Origin of the sequence: Eikenella sp. NML03-A-027, from assembly GCF_001648395.1 — a bacterium.
Lineage (GTDB): Bacteria > Pseudomonadota > Gammaproteobacteria > Burkholderiales > Neisseriaceae > Eikenella > Eikenella exigua.
The window spans coordinates 1-17,306 of record NZ_LXSM01000017.1 but is presented as its reverse complement, the minus strand read 5'-3'; the positions used below and the strand labels follow the sequence as shown (position 1 = coordinate 17,306).

21 protein-coding genes are annotated in these 17,306 nt (G+C 52.1%); 4 read left to right on the top strand and 17 right to left on the bottom strand.

The genetic code is table 11. The features are described from left to right. The 13 genes from rplE to rplC form a co-directional block, all read right to left on the bottom strand. Positions 1-540 (bottom strand): 50S ribosomal protein L5, encoded by a 540-nt coding sequence (gene rplE, locus A7P96_RS08810; protein WP_067442703.1) that lies wholly within the window; start codon positions 538-540, stop codon positions 1-3. 22 nt (positions 541-562) lie between these two features. Next, on the bottom strand, positions 563-883 hold the full coding sequence (gene rplX / locus A7P96_RS08805; RefSeq protein WP_067526402.1) for a 50S ribosomal protein L24: 321 nt from the start codon (positions 881-883) through the stop codon (positions 563-565). 11 nt (positions 884-894) lie between these two features. Then, a complete protein-coding gene (gene rplN, locus A7P96_RS08800; protein WP_067442699.1) occupies positions 895-1,263 on the bottom strand; it encodes a 50S ribosomal protein L14 in 369 nt (122 codons plus the stop codon). A gap of 190 nt (positions 1,264-1,453) precedes the next feature. Next, the gene (gene rpsQ, locus A7P96_RS08795; RefSeq protein ID WP_067442697.1) at positions 1,454-1,717 is read right to left on the bottom strand and encodes a 30S ribosomal protein S17; all 264 of its coding nucleotides are present in this window, start codon (positions 1,715-1,717) and stop codon (positions 1,454-1,456) included. Next, entirely contained in the window at positions 1,710-1,907 is a 198-nt protein-coding gene (rpmC, locus tag A7P96_RS08790) for a 50S ribosomal protein L29 (RefSeq protein WP_035573964.1), read from the bottom strand. The genes rpsQ and rpmC overlap by 8 nt, the downstream gene beginning before the upstream one ends. After that, the gene (rplP, locus tag A7P96_RS08785; protein ID WP_003823806.1) at positions 1,907-2,323 is read right to left on the bottom strand and encodes a 50S ribosomal protein L16; all 417 of its coding nucleotides are present in this window, start codon (positions 2,321-2,323) and stop codon (positions 1,907-1,909) included. Before rplP ends, rpmC begins: the two co-directional genes overlap by 1 nt. Next, positions 2,307-3,002, bottom strand: a complete 696-nt coding sequence (rpsC, locus tag A7P96_RS08780; protein WP_067444103.1) for a 30S ribosomal protein S3 — start codon at positions 3,000-3,002, stop codon at positions 2,307-2,309. The genes rplP and rpsC overlap by 17 nt, the downstream gene beginning before the upstream one ends. Positions 3,003-3,011: 9 nt before the next feature. Then, complete coding sequence (gene rplV, locus A7P96_RS08775; RefSeq protein WP_064083613.1) at positions 3,012-3,341, bottom strand: 50S ribosomal protein L22; 330 nt, start codon at positions 3,339-3,341, stop codon at positions 3,012-3,014. Positions 3,342-3,349: 8 nt separating this feature from the next. After that, entirely contained in the window at positions 3,350-3,625 is a 276-nt protein-coding gene (gene rpsS / locus A7P96_RS08770; protein ID WP_003823801.1) for a 30S ribosomal protein S19, read from the bottom strand. 5 nt (positions 3,626-3,630) lie between these two features. Further along, positions 3,631-4,464 carry a 50S ribosomal protein L2 gene (gene rplB / locus A7P96_RS08765; protein ID WP_003823800.1) on the bottom strand — a complete coding sequence of 278 codons (834 nt, stop codon included), beginning with the start codon at positions 4,462-4,464 and terminating at the stop codon, positions 3,631-3,633. A 5-nt stretch (positions 4,465-4,469) separates the two neighbouring features. Then, complete coding sequence (gene rplW, locus A7P96_RS08760) at positions 4,470-4,784, bottom strand: 50S ribosomal protein L23 (protein WP_023887662.1); 315 nt, start codon at positions 4,782-4,784, stop codon at positions 4,470-4,472. Next, positions 4,781-5,401 carry a 50S ribosomal protein L4 gene (rplD, locus tag A7P96_RS08755; RefSeq protein WP_067442694.1) on the bottom strand — a complete coding sequence of 207 codons (621 nt, stop codon included), beginning with the start codon at positions 5,399-5,401 and terminating at the stop codon, positions 4,781-4,783. Before rplD ends, rplW begins: the two co-directional genes overlap by 4 nt. Next, a complete protein-coding gene (gene rplC / locus A7P96_RS08750; protein WP_067442691.1) occupies positions 5,401-6,045 on the bottom strand; it encodes a 50S ribosomal protein L3 in 645 nt (214 codons plus the stop codon). The genes rplD and rplC overlap by 1 nt, the downstream gene beginning before the upstream one ends. A 311-nt stretch (positions 6,046-6,356) precedes the next feature. Here rplC and A7P96_RS11315 point away from each other — a divergent pair, with 311 nt between their 5' ends. The 3 genes from A7P96_RS11315 (at position 6,357) to lysS (ending at position 8,938) form a co-directional block, all read left to right on the top strand. Beyond that, on the top strand, positions 6,357-6,692 hold the full coding sequence (locus tag A7P96_RS11315; protein ID WP_067526400.1) for a class II glutamine amidotransferase: 336 nt from the start codon (positions 6,357-6,359) through the stop codon (positions 6,690-6,692). Between the two features lie 69 nt (positions 6,693-6,761). Further along, the gene (locus tag A7P96_RS11535) at positions 6,762-7,040 is read left to right on the top strand and encodes a class II glutamine amidotransferase (RefSeq protein ID WP_369799158.1); all 279 of its coding nucleotides are present in this window, start codon (positions 6,762-6,764) and stop codon (positions 7,038-7,040) included. Between the two features lie 377 nt (positions 7,041-7,417). Continuing rightward, on the top strand, positions 7,418-8,938 hold the full coding sequence (gene lysS / locus A7P96_RS08740) for a lysine--tRNA ligase (RefSeq protein WP_067526398.1): 1,521 nt from the start codon (positions 7,418-7,420) through the stop codon (positions 8,936-8,938). A gap of 73 nt (positions 8,939-9,011) precedes the next feature. Here the strand turns inward: lysS and secA are convergent, their stop codons facing one another. Continuing rightward, the gene (secA, locus tag A7P96_RS08735; RefSeq protein ID WP_067526396.1) at positions 9,012-11,756 is read right to left on the bottom strand and encodes a preprotein translocase subunit SecA; all 2,745 of its coding nucleotides are present in this window, start codon (positions 11,754-11,756) and stop codon (positions 9,012-9,014) included. A 313-nt stretch (positions 11,757-12,069) separates the two neighbouring features. On the opposite strand from secA, the gene A7P96_RS08725 reads away from it, so the two are divergent. Then, positions 12,070-12,537 carry a DciA family protein gene (locus tag A7P96_RS08725; RefSeq protein WP_082887965.1) on the top strand — a complete coding sequence of 156 codons (468 nt, stop codon included), beginning with the start codon at positions 12,070-12,072 and terminating at the stop codon, positions 12,535-12,537. A 127-nt stretch (positions 12,538-12,664) separates the two neighbouring features. Here A7P96_RS08725 and bioB read toward each other — a convergent pair whose 3' ends face one another. The 3 genes from bioB to mnmE all read right to left on the bottom strand — a co-directional run bounded on the left by bioB (position 12,665) and on the right by mnmE (position 17,104). Next, the gene (gene bioB, locus A7P96_RS08720; protein WP_082887964.1) at positions 12,665-13,753 is read right to left on the bottom strand and encodes a biotin synthase BioB; all 1,089 of its coding nucleotides are present in this window, start codon (positions 13,751-13,753) and stop codon (positions 12,665-12,667) included. A 239-nt stretch (positions 13,754-13,992) separates the two neighbouring features. Then, the gene (locus A7P96_RS08715) at positions 13,993-15,312 is read right to left on the bottom strand and encodes an MFS transporter (RefSeq protein ID WP_067526393.1); all 1,320 of its coding nucleotides are present in this window, start codon (positions 15,310-15,312) and stop codon (positions 13,993-13,995) included. A 424-nt stretch (positions 15,313-15,736) separates the two neighbouring features. Continuing rightward, a complete protein-coding gene (mnmE, locus tag A7P96_RS08710) occupies positions 15,737-17,104 on the bottom strand; it encodes a tRNA uridine-5-carboxymethylaminomethyl(34) synthesis GTPase MnmE (RefSeq protein WP_067526391.1) in 1,368 nt (455 codons plus the stop codon). Positions 17,105-17,306 lie beyond the last annotated feature (202 nt).

The following is a 17,306-nucleotide window of genomic DNA, read 5'->3' as shown; positions in this document are numbered from 1 at the left end:
TTATCCCTTAAATGGAAATTTAAAAAGCGAAAGCAATGCTCTTGCCTCTTCATCCGTTTTCGCAGTAGTAGTAATCGTGATATTTAACCCACGAAGTGTATCAATCTTATCGTACTCAATCTCAGGGAAAATAATCTGCTCACGAACACCCATATTATAATTACCTTGACCATCAAAAGATTTACTATTCACCCCTCGAAAGTCTCTAACACGCGGCAAAGCTACAGAAATTAATCTATCCAAAAATTCAAACATCCTCTCCTTACGAAGAGTAACCTTGCAACCAACCGGATAGTCATCACGGATCTTAAACCCAGCAATTGATTTTCTAGCCAAAGTAACAACAGGCTTCTGCCCAGCAATTTTTTCCAAATCGCTAACAGCATGCTCCATCACTTTTTTATCAGCAACTGCCTCACCAACCCCCATATTTAATGTTATTTTTTCAATACGAGGAACCTCCATGATGGACTTATACCCAAACTGCGACATCAACGCAGGAACAACCGTCTCAATATAAAACTCTCTCAACCGTGCCATACCTAAATTTCCTTAGCTCAACTTAAGCCAACTCAGTACCGTTAGACTTAAACACTCTCACACGTCTAACCTTGCCATTCTCATCAATCAACTTAATACCAACTCGATCCGCTTTCTGCGTCTCTTTGTTATAAATAGCGACGTTTGAAATGTGAATAGGCATATTTTTAACAACCACACCACCCTCAATATTACGCATAGGATTAGGCTTTTGGTGCCTCCTAACAAGATTCACTCCCTCAACAACCACCTTATCACCTAACAAACGGGTAACTTGCCCCTGCTTACCTTTATCTCTACCCGAGATAACAACAACATGATCGCCCTTAATAATTTTACTCATAATCTTATCTCTCAGATCACTTCAGGAGCCAACGAAACAATCTTCATAAACCGCTCAGTACGCAATTCACGCGTTACCGGCCCAAAAATGCGTGTACCCATAGGCTCAAGCTTAGTATTCAGCAGTACAGCAGCATTATTATCAAATTTAATTAACGCACCATCTGCACGACGAATGCCTTTAGCTGTACGAACAACAACAGCATTATATACATCACCTTTTTTCACTCGGCCACGTGGAGCCGCATCCTTAACCGATACCTTAATAACATCACCAACGCTTGCATAACGGCGCTTAGAACCACCAAGCACCTTAATGCACATAACGCGACGAGCACCAGAGTTATCAGCCACATCCAAAATAGTCTGCATCTGAATCATGTCATTACCTTTTTAAAACCAACTTAACCTATCATTAGTCTCAAATAGATGACCAGCATCTACCAAAATAGATCAGTTTTGGCCCCGACAGGGAGAAACTCCTAGGAAACTAGAAGCTAGAAAGGCGAGGAGTTTACAGCCTTTTCTTTCCTACTGCAAGACCTCGCCTACAAAAATACCAAAATTACAACTAAATTTCTTGAGACTTCTCAAGCAGGCTTTGGACAACCCATGACTTTGTCTTGGACAAAGGGCGACCCTCAGCAATTACCACCACATCACCCACTTTGCACTCATTTCGCTCATCGTGAGCGTAAATTTTAGTGGATCGCTGGATAATCTTACCATACAAGGGGTGTTTTACTCTGCGCTCAATCAAGACGGTTACTGTTTTATCCATCTTGTCGCTGATCACCCTACCTTGCAAAGTTCGAATAATTTTGGCATCACTCATTGCCAACCCCTTTCTCAGCTAACTTGGTTTTTACGCGAGCAATATCACGACGAACGCGCTTCAGCTCACTATTCTTGCTTAGCTGGCCAGTAGCATGTTGCATACGCAAACTAAATTGCGTCTTTAACAAACCAACCAGATCAGCCTCCAGCTGCTCCAATGATTTGTCTTTTAAATCAATCATTTTCATCATTTACCTACCTGCCGGGACACAAATGTTGTACGTATAGGCAATTTTGCAGCCGCTAAAGCAAACGCCTCTCTAGCCAAGGATTCTGATACTCCATCCATTTCATAGAGCACTTTGCCAGGCTTGATTTCAGCGACATAATACTCTACAGAGCCTTTACCGCCACCCATACGTACTTGGATTGGTTTTTCAGTAATAGGTTTATCTGGAAACACACGAATCCAAATACGCCCACCACGCTTAATATGACGAGTCATAGCACGTCGAGCCGCTTCAATCTGTCGAGCCGTTAATCTGCCACGACCAATTGCCTTCAAACCAAAATTACCAAAGCTGACATCGTATCCATTAGTAGCGACACCAGTATTGCGACCTTTATGCTGCTTGCGATATTTCATTCTAACCGGCTGTAGCATGGCGGCCACCTCCTTTTCTACGCTTATTCTCAGTGTTGGTATTTTCCAACAACTGTCCAGTCTCGCCCTTATAAACCCATACTTTCAGGCCTATAACACCATAGGTGGTATGAGCCTCGCTAGTGGCATATTCAACAGCTGCTCGCAAAGTATGCAACGGCACACGACCCTCACGATACCACTCGCTACGAGCGATATCCGCGCCATTCAGACGCCCTGAAGTCATAATTTTGATACCTTTAGCTCCAGCACGCATAGCATTTTGCATAGCGCGCTTCATTGCGCGACGGAACTGTACACGTTTTTCCAACTGCTGAGCGATACCATCAGCAATAACTTGCGCATCCAATTCAGGTTTACGAATTTCTTCGATATTCACATGAACAGGAACACCAAGCAATTGGTGCAAATCTTGCTTCAATACCTCAATATCCTCGCCCTTTTTACCAATCACGACACCAGGGCGTGCAGTATGAATGGTGATGCGAGCAGATTTAGCCGGACGCTCAATCACTACGCGGCCTACTGAAGCATTGGCTAAGCGCTTATGCAAATAATCACGCACATCGATATCCTGCTTCAATACAGCAGCAAATTCTGTGCTCTTAGCAAACCACTTAGATGACCAGTCTTTATTTACAGCTAGGCGAAAGCCAGTTGGATGAATTTTTTGTCCCATAGCTTTTCCTTAGTTTCCTACTGTCACATTAATATGACACGTTTGTTTTTCAATACGGTTGCCACGACCTTTTGCCCGGGCACGGAATCGTTTTAAGCTCGGCCCCTTGTCCACAAAAATCGTTACAACTTTAAGCTCATCAATGTCAGCGCCTTCGTTATGCTCAGCATTAGCGATAGCAGACTCTAATACCTTTTTAATCAGCTCAGCACCTTTCTTTGTGCTAAATGCCAAAATATTAAGAGCTTGCTCTACCTCTTTGCCTCGAATTAAATCAGCAACTAACCGGGCTTTTTGAGCAGAAATACGGGCATTTTTATGTTGTGCAGATACTCTCATAATTCACCTTATTTCTGAGCCTTTTTATCAGCCAAGTGTCCTTTAAAAGTACGAGTAAGCGCAAACTCACCCAACTTATGGCCAACCATATTATCGCTAATAAACACAGGCACATGAGTGCGGCCATTATGTACCGCAATAGTCAACCCAATAAAATCGGGGAGAATTGTTGAGCGGCGAGACCATGTTTTAATAGGACGCTTATCATTACCGGCGCGAGCAGCATCAACCTTTTTCAGCAGGTGCAGGTCGACATATGGACCTTTTTTCAATGAACGAGCCATATCAATTAACCTTTATTTGAATAGCGGCGACGAACAATCATATTATCCGTACGCTTATTATTACGAGTTCGGTAACCCTTAGCCGGAGTACCCCATGGGCTGACAGGCTCACGAGCCTCACCGGTACGACCCTCACCACCACCATGTGGGTGATCCACAGGGTTCATTACCACACCGCGAACGGTCGGACGAATACCACGCCAGCGATTAGCACCAGCTTTACCAATTTTCTTCAGACTTTGCTCTTCATTACCAACTTCGCCAACAGTGGCACGGCAATCGATATGGATCTTACGCACCTCACCTGAACGCAGACGAACTTGAGCGTAAACACCTTCTTTAGCCAGCAAAACCGCGGAAGCACCAGCCGAACGAGCAATCTGAGCACCTTTGCCAGGTTTCATCTCGATACAGTGGATGGTGGTACCAACCGGAATATTACGAATCGGCAAAGCATTACCAACTTTGATTGCAGCTTCTGCGCCAGAAACCAACACGGCACCCGCTTGGATACCGCGAGGAGCAATAATATAACGGCGCTCACCATCAGCGTAGCAAAGCAGCGCAATGAAAGCAGTACGGTTCGGATCGTACTCAATACGCTCAACTTTCGCAGGAATATTATCCTTATCGCGTTTAAAATCTACTACGCGGTAGTGATGTTTATGCCCACCACCTTTATGACGAGTAGTGATATGACCGTTATGGTTGCGGCCAGCGATAGAGTTTTTCTTCTCCACCAGCGGCGCATAAGGAGCACCCTTATGCAGACCCTCTGCAACCACGCGAACCATGCCGCGGCGGCCTGCAGAAGTCGGCTTCATTTTTACAATAGCCATAATATTTATTCCTTATCTGCAGCTGCTGCAACAGATTCCAAATCCAGCTCCTGTCCGGCAGCCAAGCTGACATAAGCTTTCTTCACATTACTGCGGCGACCCAGAGTGCGACCAAAACGCTTTACTTTCCCTTTGATTGCAACTGTAGTCACAGAGGCTACCTGAACACCAAACAACAATTCAACAGCAGCTTTAACTTCTGCCTTGGTTGCATCAGGCAACACTTTAAAAGTCATCTGGTTGCGTTTCTCAGCCAACAAATTGCTCTTTTCAGAAACAACAGGAGCCAAAATTACTTTCATCAAACGTTGTTGATTCATACCCATTGCTCCTCAAGTTGTGCAACCGCTTCCTTAGTTACCACTACTTTTTTATAGCGAAGCAAGCTGTACGGATCAATCTGCTGAGCTTCCAGAACCAACACATTTGGCAGGTTACGTGAAGACAGATATACGTTTTCGTCCAGCTGATTGGTAACAAACAAAACCTGCTCCATACCCAAATTTTTCACTTGCTCAGCAAAAGCTTTGGTTTTAGGAGTAGCAACAGACAGCTCTTCAATCACAAACAAGCGCTCATCACGCACCAACTGGGACAAAATAGTCGCCATACCGGCACGGTACATCTTACGATTAACCTTCTGAGTAAAGTTTTCATCGGGTTTGTTTGGAAACGCACGACCACCCCCTCTCCACAACGGAGAGGAAGACATACCAGCACGAGCACGACCTGTGCCCTTCTGACGCCACGGCTTTTTGGTGGAGTGTTTTACTTCAGCACGAGTCAGCTGTGCACGGTTACCAGAACGGGCATTTGCCAAAAAAGCAGTAACCAGCTGGTGGACCAATGCCTCGTTATACTCACGGGCAAACAGCGCATCGGAAGCAGCAAGGCTACCTGAAACCTGGCCTTTAGCATCAATTACTTTTAATTCCATTACGCACCTACTTTCATGCTGGGGCGAACAACCACATCACCATTGGCGGCACCAGGAACCGCACCCTTAACCAACAGCAGATTGCGTTCCGCATCCACACGAACCACTTCCAAACGCTGCACGGTCGCAGTGGTATTACCATACTGACCAGCCATACGTTTACCCGGGAACACACGACCCGGATCTTGGTTCATACCGATAGAACCAGGAACACGGTGAGAACGGGAGTTACCGTGAGAAGCACGTTGCGCACCAAAGTTATGGCGCTTGATAGTACCGGCAAAGCCCTTTCCTTTAGAGGTGCCAGTTACATCCACAAACTGGCCAGCTTCAAAAATAGCAACAGTTACTTCGTCGCCCACTTTCAATTCAGCCAATTTTTCTTCAGTCAAAGCAAACTCATGCAAACCACGACCTGCCTCAACACCTGCTTTCGCAAAGTGGCCGGCTTCCGCCTTGTTTACACGATTGACTTTCTTCTGACCAAAGGTAACCTGAACAGCAAAATAGCCGTCGGTATCTTTGGATTTTACTTGAGTGACGCGATTAGGAGACATTTCCAACACGGTTACCGGCACGGAAACACCTTGCTCAGTAAACACGCGAGTCATGCCCACCTTTCGCCCAACCAGACCTAAAGTCATGATTCTTCCTTATATAACAACGGGTCCGCTACGATTGGCCGACCTTTTGAACAAAACAAAAACTTGGCCAAAAATGCCAAGATACTAACTATACTATATTTTCACCAAAACTTTCAAGTAGAAACTTTGCCTTAATCCCACACAGTAAGGCTACCTGAAATTAATGCATGCCTTCCAAATGCAAGCATATAACCACGCGTTATATCGACATGGCAACAGAACAGGTTTCAGGTAGCCTCAAGGCCGTTGTTAAAATAACCATAGCGGCATAACGCCTGCCAGTTTCACCAACTAATCTCAAGGAACTCATCATGTACAGCTTGGGGGGCATGAACTGCAACACCCCAATCGACATCGTTTTCTCCTTTGAAGAATTCCGCTTGTGCGGCAGGCCTACCGATCGACACGACGATAAGCCCTGCGCCAACTCGCCGATGGCCGAGTTTGTGGTAAAAACCTACCAAATCAAATCCACCAACGTCATCGCCCACATCCGCAAGGCTACCCAAGACAGCGTCGGCCTGGCCAACACCCACCCCTTCATCCGCGAAATATTGGGCAAATACTGGCTGTTTGCCCACAACGGCCACCTTGGTGGTTTCCAACCTAAAGAAGGCAAATACTACCGCCCCGTTCGGCAACACTGACTCCGAACGTGTTTTCTGCTTTGATATTAACTGGAACAACTGCACAGCCGTTTTGAGCACAAACTGCCGATGGGCAGACTATTTACCGAAGTGGCCACATTCACCGCCCAAATCCGCCACCACGAATTATTCAATTTCATGCTGTCCAACAGAGAAATCCTGTTTGCCCACGCCAGCACTCTGCTGTATTACATCATCCGTATCATCCGCCCCCTTCGGCGAAGCGCACCTTATCGACAACGACGTAACTGTAGATTTCGCCGCGGCGACTACGCCCACGACTGCGTGACCATTATTGTCACACAACCCCTGACCGCCAACGAACCCTGGACGCGAATGCCCCGATAACCCGCGCTACCTCAGCCAGCAAAAGGCTTGGCCATCGCCCGCGCTGCCGATATGGCCGCATAAATCCTTTTGCGCCGCAGTAATCTAGTTGTTCTGCAGACAGATTGTTTTCATTATTGCCACACCTCAAGCATTAACACTTGAAAAAATTTTGATTTACCCGCTTGACATACACCTCGCCTTTCCTTTACTTTACAGCCATGCCTTTGCGTAAAGCTGTGAGGTTTGCCGCAAATGAATGTACAAACATTGATCCTCGTCAACCTCGCGGTAAGGGCGATTGATGCAACGGCATCTTCAGAAATGAAGTTCTTCAACCACAGAGACAGACCGTCTGCCCGAGACCGCTGCTTCTCATTAATATATGGATGGATATCATGAATGAATCTCAACATACCGACACCCCCCAATTAGACGAAAGTCAGGTCATGGCAGTTCGTCGCGAGAAATTGGCAGAAATCCGCAAGCATGGCGTAGCATTCCCGAACGACTTCCGCCGCAATGCTTTTGCTGGTGACCTGCAGAGCCAATACGGCGAACTGTCTAAGGAAGAGTTGGAAGAAAAGAACGTAACCGTCAAGGTGGCCGGCCGCATGATGCTGCAACGCGATATGGGTAAGGCCAGCTTCGCCACCCTGCAAGACGTTTCCGGTCAAATCCAGCTCTACGTAAATGACCAAGGTGTTGGTGAGAAGATTCACGAAGAGTTCAAGCACTGGGACTTGGGCGACATCCTCGGCGCAGAAGGCGTGCTGTTTAAAACTAACCACGGCGAGCTGACTGTACGCGTAAGCCAAATCCGTCTACTGGCCAAAGCACTGCGCCCCCTGCCCGACAAAGTGCACGGCCTGAAAGACCAGGAAACCCGCTACCGCCAGCGTTATGCTGATTTGATCGTGAATGCCGAATCACGCGAGATCTTCAGAAAACGTGCTCGCATTATCCAGACTATCCGCAACTTCATGATCGGTGAAAAATATCTGGAAGTGGAAACCCCGATGATGCACCCGATTGCCGGTGGCGCAGCGGCTCGTCCGTTTGTTACCCACCACAACGCTCTGGACATTCCGCTGTTTATGCGCATCGCTCCTGAGCTCTATCTGAAACGATTGACTGTTGGCGGCTTCGAGCGCGTGTTTGAAATCAACCGCAACTTCCGCAATGAAGGCGTGTCTGCCCGCCACAACCCCGAGTTCACCATGATGGAGTTCTACGAAGCATTCTGCGACTACCACCGCATGATGGACATGACCGAAGGCGTGATCCGCGCTTGCGCCAAAGAGGTTTGCGGCAGCCTGCACGTTCCTTACAACGGCAAAGAAGTGGATTTGGAAAAATGCTTTGACCGCCTCACCATCGTGGACGCGATCAAAAAATACAATCCGCACTACACCGACGAGCAGCTGAACGATGAAGAATGGCTGAAAAAAGAAGTGGTAAAACACGGCGAAGACCTGCCTGCCGCCCCCGGCATCGGCAGCCTGCAGCTGGCCTTGTTTGAGGGCTGTGCCGAAGGCAAGCTGTGGAACCCCACCTTCATCATCGACTATCCGGTTGAAGTGTCTCCCTTGGCTCGCGCTTCCGATACCAATCCGAAGCTTACCGAACGTTTCGAACTGTTTGCAGTAGGCCGCGAACTGGCCAACGGCTACTCAGAGTTGAACGACCCGGAAGACCAAGCTGCACGCTTCAAATCGCAAGTGGCACAGAAAGAAGCCGGCGACGACGAAGCCATGAACTACGACGCCGACTACATCCGCGCCATGGAATACGGCCTGCCGCCCACCGGCGGTTGCGGTATCGGTATCGACCGCTTGGTAATGTTGCTGACCAACGCCCCAAGCATCCGCGACGTTATCCTGTTCCCGCATATGCGTCCGGAAGAAGGCCAGAACTAATCCTTCAGGCTTAATCAAAGGCTACCTGAAATTTCAGGTAGCCTTTATTTTTACCTAGTTTAAACAGAGTAGTTTAGTCCAGTTTGCCGTGGCATTGTTTGTAGCGTAGACCGCTGCCGCAAGGGCAGGGGTCGTTGCGGTGTACCATTTGGCCGCGGGCAGTAAGGGCTTCGGGGCTGAAGTCGTCCTCGGCAAAATCAGCAGCTTCGGCAGTACTGCCATTAACAGCCAAGTAGCTGATATCCGGCGCTGGAGCATGGTTTTCTTGATAGGCCATTTGCACGGGAGCACTTTCCTTGGCCACCAGCTCATTCTGCTCGAAACGCACTTGCGACAGGAGCCTGGCGGTTTCGCCGCGAATGCTCTGCCACAGGTTTTGGAACATCTCGAAAGATTCCATTTTGTATTCCTGCTTCGGATTCTTCTGGGCATAGCCACGCAGGTGTATGCCTTGGCGCAGGTAGTCCATAGCGGAGAGGTGTTCACGCCATTGGCTATCCATCACTTGCAGGAAGATATTGCGTTCGAACTGATGCATCAACCCGGCGCCTACCATATCGGTTTTGGCGGCGTAGTCATCTTGTGCCAGTTTCCAAGCGCGCTCTTTCACATCTTGGTTGTCAAGAGTGGGGTCTTGCTTTAGCCACTCGGTAACCGGGGCGTGAATGTGGAAGTCGGCAAACAACTGTTTCTCCAGCGCCACCAAATCCCACTGCTCTTCGATGCTGTCGGCGGGCATATACAAATCAACTAAGTTATCGAGCGCTTCTTTGCGCATCTCGGTCATCATGGCAGAGTTGTCTTCAGTCTCCAGCACTTCATTGCGGCGGCTGTAGATAACCTTGCGCTGGTCGTTGGCCACGTCGTCGTATTCCAACACCTGTTTGCGCATATCGAAGTTGCGGCCTTCCACTTTGCGCTGGGCGCTTTCAATCTGACGGGTGAGCAGATTGGCTTCAATCGGCACACCACGTTCCGGCGCCAGTTTATCGAGCAAGGCAGCGTGGCGATCGAGCGCGAAGAGGCGCAGCAGCGGGTCTTCAAACGAGAGATAGAAGCGGCTGGAGCCGATGTCACCCTGACGACCTGAACGGCCGCGCAACTGGTTGTCGATACGGCGGCTTTCGTGGCGCTCGGTGCCGACAATGTGCAGACCGCCGGCCGCGATTACGCGGTCGTGCTCTTCCTGCCAGCCATCTTCCAGCTCTTTGATGCGGGCGGCTTTTTCTTCTTCACTTAAATCGGGATCGTTGCGGATGATGTGGCTGAGGTGTTTCACGTTGCCGCCGAGCACGATGTCGGTACCGCGGCCGGCCATATTGGTGGCCACGGTAATCATGCCGGTTTTGCCGGCCTGCGCCACGATGTCGGCTTCGCGGGCGTGTTCTTTGGCGTTCAACACATTGTGTGCCAAACCGGCGCGGGAGAGCATATTAGACACCAGTTCGGAGTTTTCGATGCTGGTGGTGCCCACCAGAATGGGCTGGCCTTTGGCATGGCGCTCTTTAATATCGGCCACCACGGCTTCGAATTTTTCTTCGGCGGTGCGGAATACCTGGTCGTTGAAGTCTTTGCGGATCATCGGCCGGTTGGTGGGGATGATCACGGTTTCCAGGCCGTAGATGCTTTGGAACTCGTAGGCTTCGGTATCGGCGGTGCCGGTCATGCCGGAGAGTTTGCTGTAGAGGCGGAAGTAGTTTTGGAAGGTAATGGAGGCCAAGGTTTGGTTTTCTTGGCGGATTTCCACGCCTTCTTTAGCTTCCACGGCCTGATGCAGGCCTTCCGACCAGCGGCGGCCGGTCATCAGGCGGCCGGTGAATTCGTCCACAATCACGATTTCGCCGTTTTGCACCACATAATGCTCGTCCAAATTAAACAGGCTGTGGGCGCGCAAAGCGGCCATCAGGTGGTGCATCAGGGCGATGTTGGCGGTGGAATAGAGCGAATCGCCTTCCTGCAGCAGGCCCATTCTGGTGAGGATTTGCTCGGCATGTTCATGGCCGGCTTCGCTGAGCAATATGGTGCGGTTCTTCTCGTCCACCCAATAATCGCCCTCGCCCTCTTCTTCTTTTTGGCGTACCAGCTGGGCGGGCACTTTATTCATCACCAAATACAGATCAGTGTTGTCGTCGGCCTGGCCGGAGATGATAAGCGGGGTACGGGCTTCGTCGATCAGAATGGAGTCCACTTCGTCCACCACAGCGAAGTTCAGCTCGCGCTGCACTTTGTCGCTCAGCTGGTGCACCATATTGTCGCGCAGGTAGTCGAAGCCGAATTCGTTGTTGGTGCCGTAGGTGATGTCGGCGTTGTAGGCTTCGTGCTTGGCGGCCTGATCCATATTGGCCACAATCACGCCCACTTTCATGCCGAGGAAGTTGTAGAGAGGGCCCATGATATCGGCATCGCGGGCGGCGAGGTAGTCGTTTACCGTTACCACGTGCACGCCTTTACCGGCGAGCGCGTTCAGATACACGGCCAGCGTGGCTACCAGGGTTTTGCCTTCGCCGGTGCGCATTTCGGCGATTTTGCCTTGGTGCAACACCATGCCGCCGATGAGCTGCACATCAAAATGGCGCATGCCCAGTGTGCGGCGGGAAGCTTCGCGGCACACGGCAAAAGCTTCTTCCAAAATGTCGTCCAAGGTTTCGCCCTTGGCGAGCCGTTGTTTGAATTCTGCGGTTTTGGCTTGCAGCGCCGCATCGTCGAGCTGCTGGATATCTTTTTCCATGCCGTTGATGCGTACCACGGATTTGCGGTATTGTTTCAGAAGCCTGTCGTTGCGGCTGCCGAACACTTTTTTGGCCAGTGAAGTAATCATAAAATATTTAATCCCTTATGCGGTATTGCTGTTGCCCCGTGTGCTCGATTCAAACCGCGGCGGCATTCGCCTGCCGGCTTATTCCGGTTCAAATCTAATCCACTGCGATAGTAAAATAACGGGTAATTCTAGCATAATCAAACCTGTTCGCGCTTGGGAATATGGCTCGCCCTGGCAGGATTTCAAGCGCATCGGGCAGGCTTTTTTATCGGCAGCGGCAGTTTGCCTGTTTTCAGGTAGCCTCTTGATGAGGTTTTTAGGTGTATCCTGCCTGCTTTGCCGTTGCCCAACCCCACTTTTCAGGTAGCCTTTCATGTCCGACCTCAACCGCCTCAACCCCGGCCGCCACAGCCTGCACAGCCGCGACAGCCTCAGCCGCGGCGAATCGCGGTTGCACGACCTGATTATGCAGGCCGAGAGCTGGCGGCATACCGCCCAAGCACTGGAAGCACGGCTGCCAACCAAGCTACAACAACATTGTCAGGCAGTACGGGTGCGCGAAGGGGTTTTGGTTTGGTATGCAAGCAACAATATGGCAGCGGCACGGCTGCGGATGCTCGCGGCGGGGCTGCTGCCGGCCTGGCGTGCGGTGTGCCCGGAAGTGCGCGAAGTGCAGGTGAAAATCAGCCCGCCGGAACAGGAACGGCCGAAAGAAAAACAGGCCAAACTGAGCCGCACCGCCGCCAAACAATGCTTGGCCGCTGCGGATGATTTGGCACACCACCCGGAGCTGGCAGCGGCGCTGCGGCATTTGGCAAGGCATGCAGAGGAAAACGAATAAGACTGCTATCAGTTGGCAGACAACGGCAGCAAATATCTTTCAGGTAGCCTCTCTACATATAAAAACAGCATGACGCAACATCATGCTGTTTTTTGTTTTCCACTTCAGGCTACCTGAAATCTGAAACTCAATGCGCACAGCCGCAATGTCCGCCGCCGCAACCGCCGACTGCGTGGTGGTTTTCAGGTAGCCTTTCCGCCGCCTCGTCAGATTCGGCATGGTATACCAGCGGCACCAAATCCAGCTTAGCCATCAGTAGGCGGTCGCCGTCTTCATTGGGGTTTTCCGTGGTTAAGAGCTTATCGCCGTAAAAAATCGAGTTCGCGCCTGCCATAAAACACATCGCCTGCATGGATTCGGGCATATTGCTGCGCCCGGCGGAAAGGCGCACGAAACTGTGCGGCATGGTAATCCGCGCCACGGCAATGGTGCGGACAAACTCCGTCCAATCCAAATCTTCGGCATCGGCCAGCGGCGTGCCTTCCACTTTCACCAGCTGGTTAATCGGCACGCTTTCCGGCTGTGGGTCGAGGTTGGCGAGGCTAGCAATTAGTCCGGCGCGCTCGGCACGGGTTTCGTTCATGCCCACAATGCCGCCGCAGCAGATTTTCAGGCCGGCATTGCGCACTTTGCCCAAGGTGTCCATTCGGTCTTCGTGTTTGCGGGTGTGGATGATGTCGTTGTATCGCTCGGGGTCGGTGTCGAGGTTGTGGTTGTAGTAGTCCAGGCCGGCTTTTTTGAAGTCTTCCGCCATGCCGTCTTCGAGCATACCGAACGTGCCGCAGGTTTCCATGCCCAACCCCTTCACGGCTTTGATGATTTCGGACACCACGGCCACATCTTTCGGCTTCGGCCCGCGCCATGCCGCACCCATGCAGAAACGGCTGGCACCGCGCGATTTGGCGATTTTGGCTTTTTCCACGATTTCGCCCACATCCATCATCTGCTCTTTGCCCAGATTGGTATTGTGGTGCGCCGATTGCGGGCAGTAGGCGCAATCTTCGGGGCAGCCGCCGGTTTTGATGGAAAGCAGGGTGGAAAGCTGGATTTCGCGCGGGTTGAAATTTTGGCGGTGGATTTCGGCGGCACGGAATACGAGGTCGAGAAAGGGCAGCCCGAACAGGGCTTCCACATCGCATTTTTTCCAATACTGCGCAGTGGGATGCGGCTTAGGCTCGGTTTGACGGCGCAAAGCCACCGGGGAGAGGGTGGTCATAGGAGTGTTCCTTCAATAAAAGTTTGCGGCAGCGCAATGTCGCCGACGGGCAAAGCCGGGTCACAATGTCCACGGCCTGCCCTGACTGGTCGGAAGCTTGATTCCGAAGGCGGCAAGTGTAGCCAAAAACCAAACGGCAGGCTACCTGAAAGAGAAGTTTCAACGCAGTTAAAAACACAATACAGCAAAGTTTCTGCTCAACCAAAATTTTCAGGTAGCCTTTATAGCGCTCCACCCCATCAATTCGCACTGATTTCCTCCAGCGTGCGCCCCTTCGTTTCCTCACCCAGCAGCACGATCACCATCACCACCGCCGCCAGCACCGCCGCAAACATCACGAAAATCCGCGCGAACCCGCCGCTGCCGCTCATACCGGCCACCACCATCGGCGCCACAATCCCGCCGATGCGCCCCACCGCGCCCGCCCAGCCCGAGCCAAACGCGCGGAAGCGCACCGGATAAAGCTCCGGCGTGTAAGTGTAGAGCACGCCCCACGCGCCCAGGTTGAAAAACGACATCAAACTGCCCCACAGCATAATTTCCAGCGTAGAGCCGCTTTGGCCGAAGCAATAGGCACACACCGCACACGCGCCCAAAAAGCCCGCCAGCGTGGCCTTGCGCCCGATTTTCTCCACCAGCACCGCCGCCGCAAAATAGCCCGGCAGCTGCGCCAGAATCATCACCAGCACATATTCAAACGTTTTCACCACCGAATAACCCTGCCCCGCCAACAGCTTGGGCAGCCAAGTGAAAATCCCGTAATAAGAAAACACGATGCCGAACCAAATCAGCCACAGCATCAGCGTGCGGCGGGCAAACGGCGGCCGCCACAGCTGTGCGAGGCGGATTTTCTCCTTCTTCTGAACGGGCGGCACAATCATTTCCACCGCCTGCGCCACGCCCGATTCCGCCTCCAAACGGCACACCAATTCGTGCGCCTCCTCCGCCCTGCCCGCCGCAATCAGATAAGGCACCGATTCCGGCAACCGCTTCCACACCGCAAACGCATACAAAAGCGGCACCGAGCCCGCTGCAAACGCGCTGTGCCAGCCGAATTTCGGAATCAGGAAATACGAGGCCAGCGCCGCCGCCAGCCAGCCCAAGCCCCAAAAACTCTCCAGCAGCACGATAAACCGCCCGCGTACCTTCGGCGGCGCATACTCGCTCACCAGCGACACCGCCACCGGCAGCTGCCCGCCCAAGCCGAAGCCCACCCAGAAGCGGAAAAACAGCAGCGCGTCCAAGTTTGTCGACAACGCGCACAAACCCGTGGCCGCGCCGTAGAGCACCATGGTGCCGGCAAACACATTGCGCCGCCCGAAACGGTCGGCCGCCCAGCCGCTCAACACCGCGCCCAGCGCCATGCCCACAAAGCCGATGCTCACCACCCAACCCGACTGCTGCGCACTCAAGCCCCACTCTTTAGCCAAAGTAACCAACACAAACGACACCATACCCGTGTCCATCGCATCAAACAGCCAGCCCAGCCCGATTAAGGCCAGCAGGCGGCAGTGGAAACGACTTAAAGGCAGAGCATGAAGGCGCGACAAAATATCCATTGGGTTTCTCCTCGTGAAATGTGGAAAGACTACCTGAAACACAGCGGCGCAGTTTGAAAACATCGAAATGATATAGCTGAATTTATTTCAATTTCCAACAGGTCGTATCGCTATATAGTTGGCGTAAAAACAGAATATGAATTGAGAAATTTAACTGCATAAAAATAATAATAGCTTGCATTATAGCGAGCTGCTTCGGGGCATGCCAGCCATGTGCCGGAAGCTTGCGGCAGCCAGCTCATTCCATTATCCCATCATCACCATAAAGAATAAATTTATATAATATCAATCATTTAATTAATAAAAATCCCTTCCAAAACAGTTATGCCACGCAGAAAGGCTACCTGAAAATTCAGGTAGCCTTTTTCTTACTGCAAGCGGGAAACAAGTCCACAACGTGTGGTTTATTCGCCTTCCAACCGCTCTATTTGCCGATACAGAAGCGACTGAAAATCACGCCCAGAAGGTCATCGGCGTTGAATTCGCCGGTGATGGTATTGCAGGCGTTTTGTGCCAGGCGCAGGTGTTCGGCGAAGAGTTCGAGCTGCTGGCGGCCGCACAGGGCGGCGAGTTCGAGCTCAGCTTGGGCGGCTTCCAGCGCGCGCAGGTGGCGGCTGCGGGCGAGAAACAGGCTTTCGCTTTCGCCCTGCCAGCCGATTTGCCGCAGCAGCGCCTGTTTGAGCAGGTCGAGCCCGGCGCCGTTTTTGGCGGAAAGTTTGATCAGAGTGTCGGCGCCGCTGGGTTGGCCGCTTTGCTCGCAGCTTTCCGCTGCTTCGCCGCTGAGGTCGATTTTATTGCGGATTTCAATACGTTTGAGCCCGGGCGGCAGCTGAGCGAGGATTTTACAGGTAGCCTCGTTCAGCCCTTCGTTCGGGTCGATGAGAATCAAGGCCACATCGGCCTGCTGCACGGCTTGGCGGCTGCGCTCGATGCCGATTTGCTCCACCGGGTCGGTGGTATCGCGCAGGCCGGCGGTGTCGATGATGTGTACGGGGATACCTTCGAGCGTAATCTGCTCGCGCACAGTGTCGCGGGTGGTGCCGGCAATGTCGGTAACGATGGCCACGTCCTCGCCGGCCAAAGCGTTGAGTAGGCTGGATTTGCCTACATTGGGCGCGCCCACCAGCACCACGTTCATGCCTTCGCGCAAAATCGCGCCCTGCTCGGCTTGGGCAAGCACTCGGGCAAGGCGCTCCTGCAAGGCGGCAAGGCGCTCATCCACTTTGGCTTCGGCCAGGAAATCGATGTCTTCTTCGGGAAAATCCAGGGTGGCTTCCACCAGCATGCGCAGGGTGATGAGTTCGTCCACCAGCTCGTGAATCTGCTGGGAAAACGCGCCTTTGAGCGAGCGCACGGCCAGGCGGGCGGCGGATTGACTGGCGGCATCTATAAGGTCGGCCACGCTTTCAGCCTGCGCCAAATCGAGCTTGCCGTTTAAGAAGGCGCGTTTGGTGAATTCGCCCGGCTCGGCCGGCTGCGCGCCCAGCTCGAAGCAACGTTGCAGCAGCATTTGCAACACCACGCGCCCGCCGTGGCCGTGCAGCTCGATCACGTCTTCGCCGGTGAAGCTGGCGGGCGCGGGGAAATAGAGCAGAAGGCCGTTGTCGATGGCTTCGTCTGCAGCATCGACAAAATCGGTGTGGAGTGCACGGCGCGGCTGCGGGGTTTTGCCGCCGCTGATTTGCTGCGCCAGCGGCAGCAGCTGCTTGCCGGAAAGCCGGATAACGCCCACCCCGCCCTGCCCGGCGGCAGTGGCGATGGCGGCGATGGTGGAAGTGGATGGCGATGACATAAGGCTACCTGAAACCGTAAAAATAAAAAGCAATATAACACAACCACAAAAGGCTACCTGAAAACTTGAAACACGGTTTTCAGGTAGCCTTTTATATGATGGGGCTTATTCGTCTTCGTCCTCTTCCTCGTCGCCCAAATCCACTTCCTCAAGCGGAATCACCCGGGTGCGGTAGCGCAGTTTGTGGTAGAGGTAGAAACCG

Excerpts from the sequence above, each read along its gene's own strand:
- rpsS (WP_003823801.1), bottom strand. The coding sequence starts at position 3,625 with ATGGCTCGTTCATTGAAAAAAGGTCCATATGTCGACCTGCACCTGCTG.
- bioB (WP_082887964.1), bottom strand. The coding sequence starts at position 13,753 with ATGACCACCCTCTCCCCGGTGGCTTTGCGCCGTCAAACCGAGCCTAAG.
- rplB (WP_003823800.1), bottom strand. The coding sequence starts at position 4,464 with ATGGCTATTGTAAAAATGAAGCCGACTTCTGCAGGCCGCCGCGGCATG.
- rplN (WP_067442699.1), bottom strand. The coding sequence starts at position 1,263 with ATGATTCAGATGCAGACTATTTTGGATGTGGCTGATAACTCTGGTGCT.
- rpmC (WP_035573964.1), bottom strand. The coding sequence starts at position 1,907 with ATGAAAATGATTGATTTAAAAGACAAATCATTGGAGCAGCTGGAGGCT.
- A7P96_RS11315 (WP_067526400.1), top strand. The coding sequence starts at position 6,357 with ATGTACAGCTTGGGGGGCATGAACTGCAACACCCCAATCGACATCGTT.
- A7P96_RS08715 (WP_067526393.1), bottom strand. The coding sequence starts at position 15,312 with ATGGATATTTTGTCGCGCCTTCATGCTCTGCCTTTAAGTCGTTTCCAC.
- rplE (WP_067442703.1), bottom strand. The coding sequence starts at position 540 with ATGGCACGGTTGAGAGAGTTTTATATTGAGACGGTTGTTCCTGCGTTG.
- rplP (WP_003823806.1), bottom strand. The coding sequence starts at position 2,323 with ATGCTACAGCCGGTTAGAATGAAATATCGCAAGCAGCATAAAGGTCGC.
- secA (WP_067526396.1), bottom strand. The coding sequence starts at position 11,756 with ATGATTACTTCACTGGCCAAAAAAGTGTTCGGCAGCCGCAACGACAGG.
- rplX (WP_067526402.1), bottom strand. The coding sequence starts at position 883 with ATGAGTAAAATTATTAAGGGCGATCATGTTGTTGTTATCTCGGGTAGA.
- A7P96_RS08725 (WP_082887965.1), top strand. The coding sequence starts at position 12,070 with ATGTCCGACCTCAACCGCCTCAACCCCGGCCGCCACAGCCTGCACAGC.
- rpsC (WP_067444103.1), bottom strand. The coding sequence starts at position 3,002 with ATGGGACAAAAAATTCATCCAACTGGCTTTCGCCTAGCTGTAAATAAA.
- rplC (WP_067442691.1), bottom strand. The coding sequence starts at position 6,045 with ATGACTTTAGGTCTGGTTGGGCGAAAGGTGGGCATGACTCGCGTGTTT.
- rpsQ (WP_067442697.1), bottom strand. The coding sequence starts at position 1,717 with ATGAGTGATGCCAAAATTATTCGAACTTTGCAAGGTAGGGTGATCAGC.
- mnmE (WP_067526391.1), bottom strand. The coding sequence starts at position 17,104 with ATGTCATCGCCATCCACTTCCACCATCGCCGCCATCGCCACTGCCGCC.
- rplD (WP_067442694.1), bottom strand. The coding sequence starts at position 5,401 with ATGGAATTAAAAGTAATTGATGCTAAAGGCCAGGTTTCAGGTAGCCTT.
- A7P96_RS11535 (WP_369799158.1), top strand. The coding sequence starts at position 6,762 with ATGGGCAGACTATTTACCGAAGTGGCCACATTCACCGCCCAAATCCGC.
- rplW (WP_023887662.1), bottom strand. The coding sequence starts at position 4,784 with ATGAATCAACAACGTTTGATGAAAGTAATTTTGGCTCCTGTTGTTTCT.
- rplV (WP_064083613.1), bottom strand. The coding sequence starts at position 3,341 with ATGAGAGTATCTGCACAACATAAAAATGCCCGTATTTCTGCTCAAAAA.
- lysS (WP_067526398.1), top strand. The coding sequence starts at position 7,418 with ATGAATGAATCTCAACATACCGACACCCCCCAATTAGACGAAAGTCAG.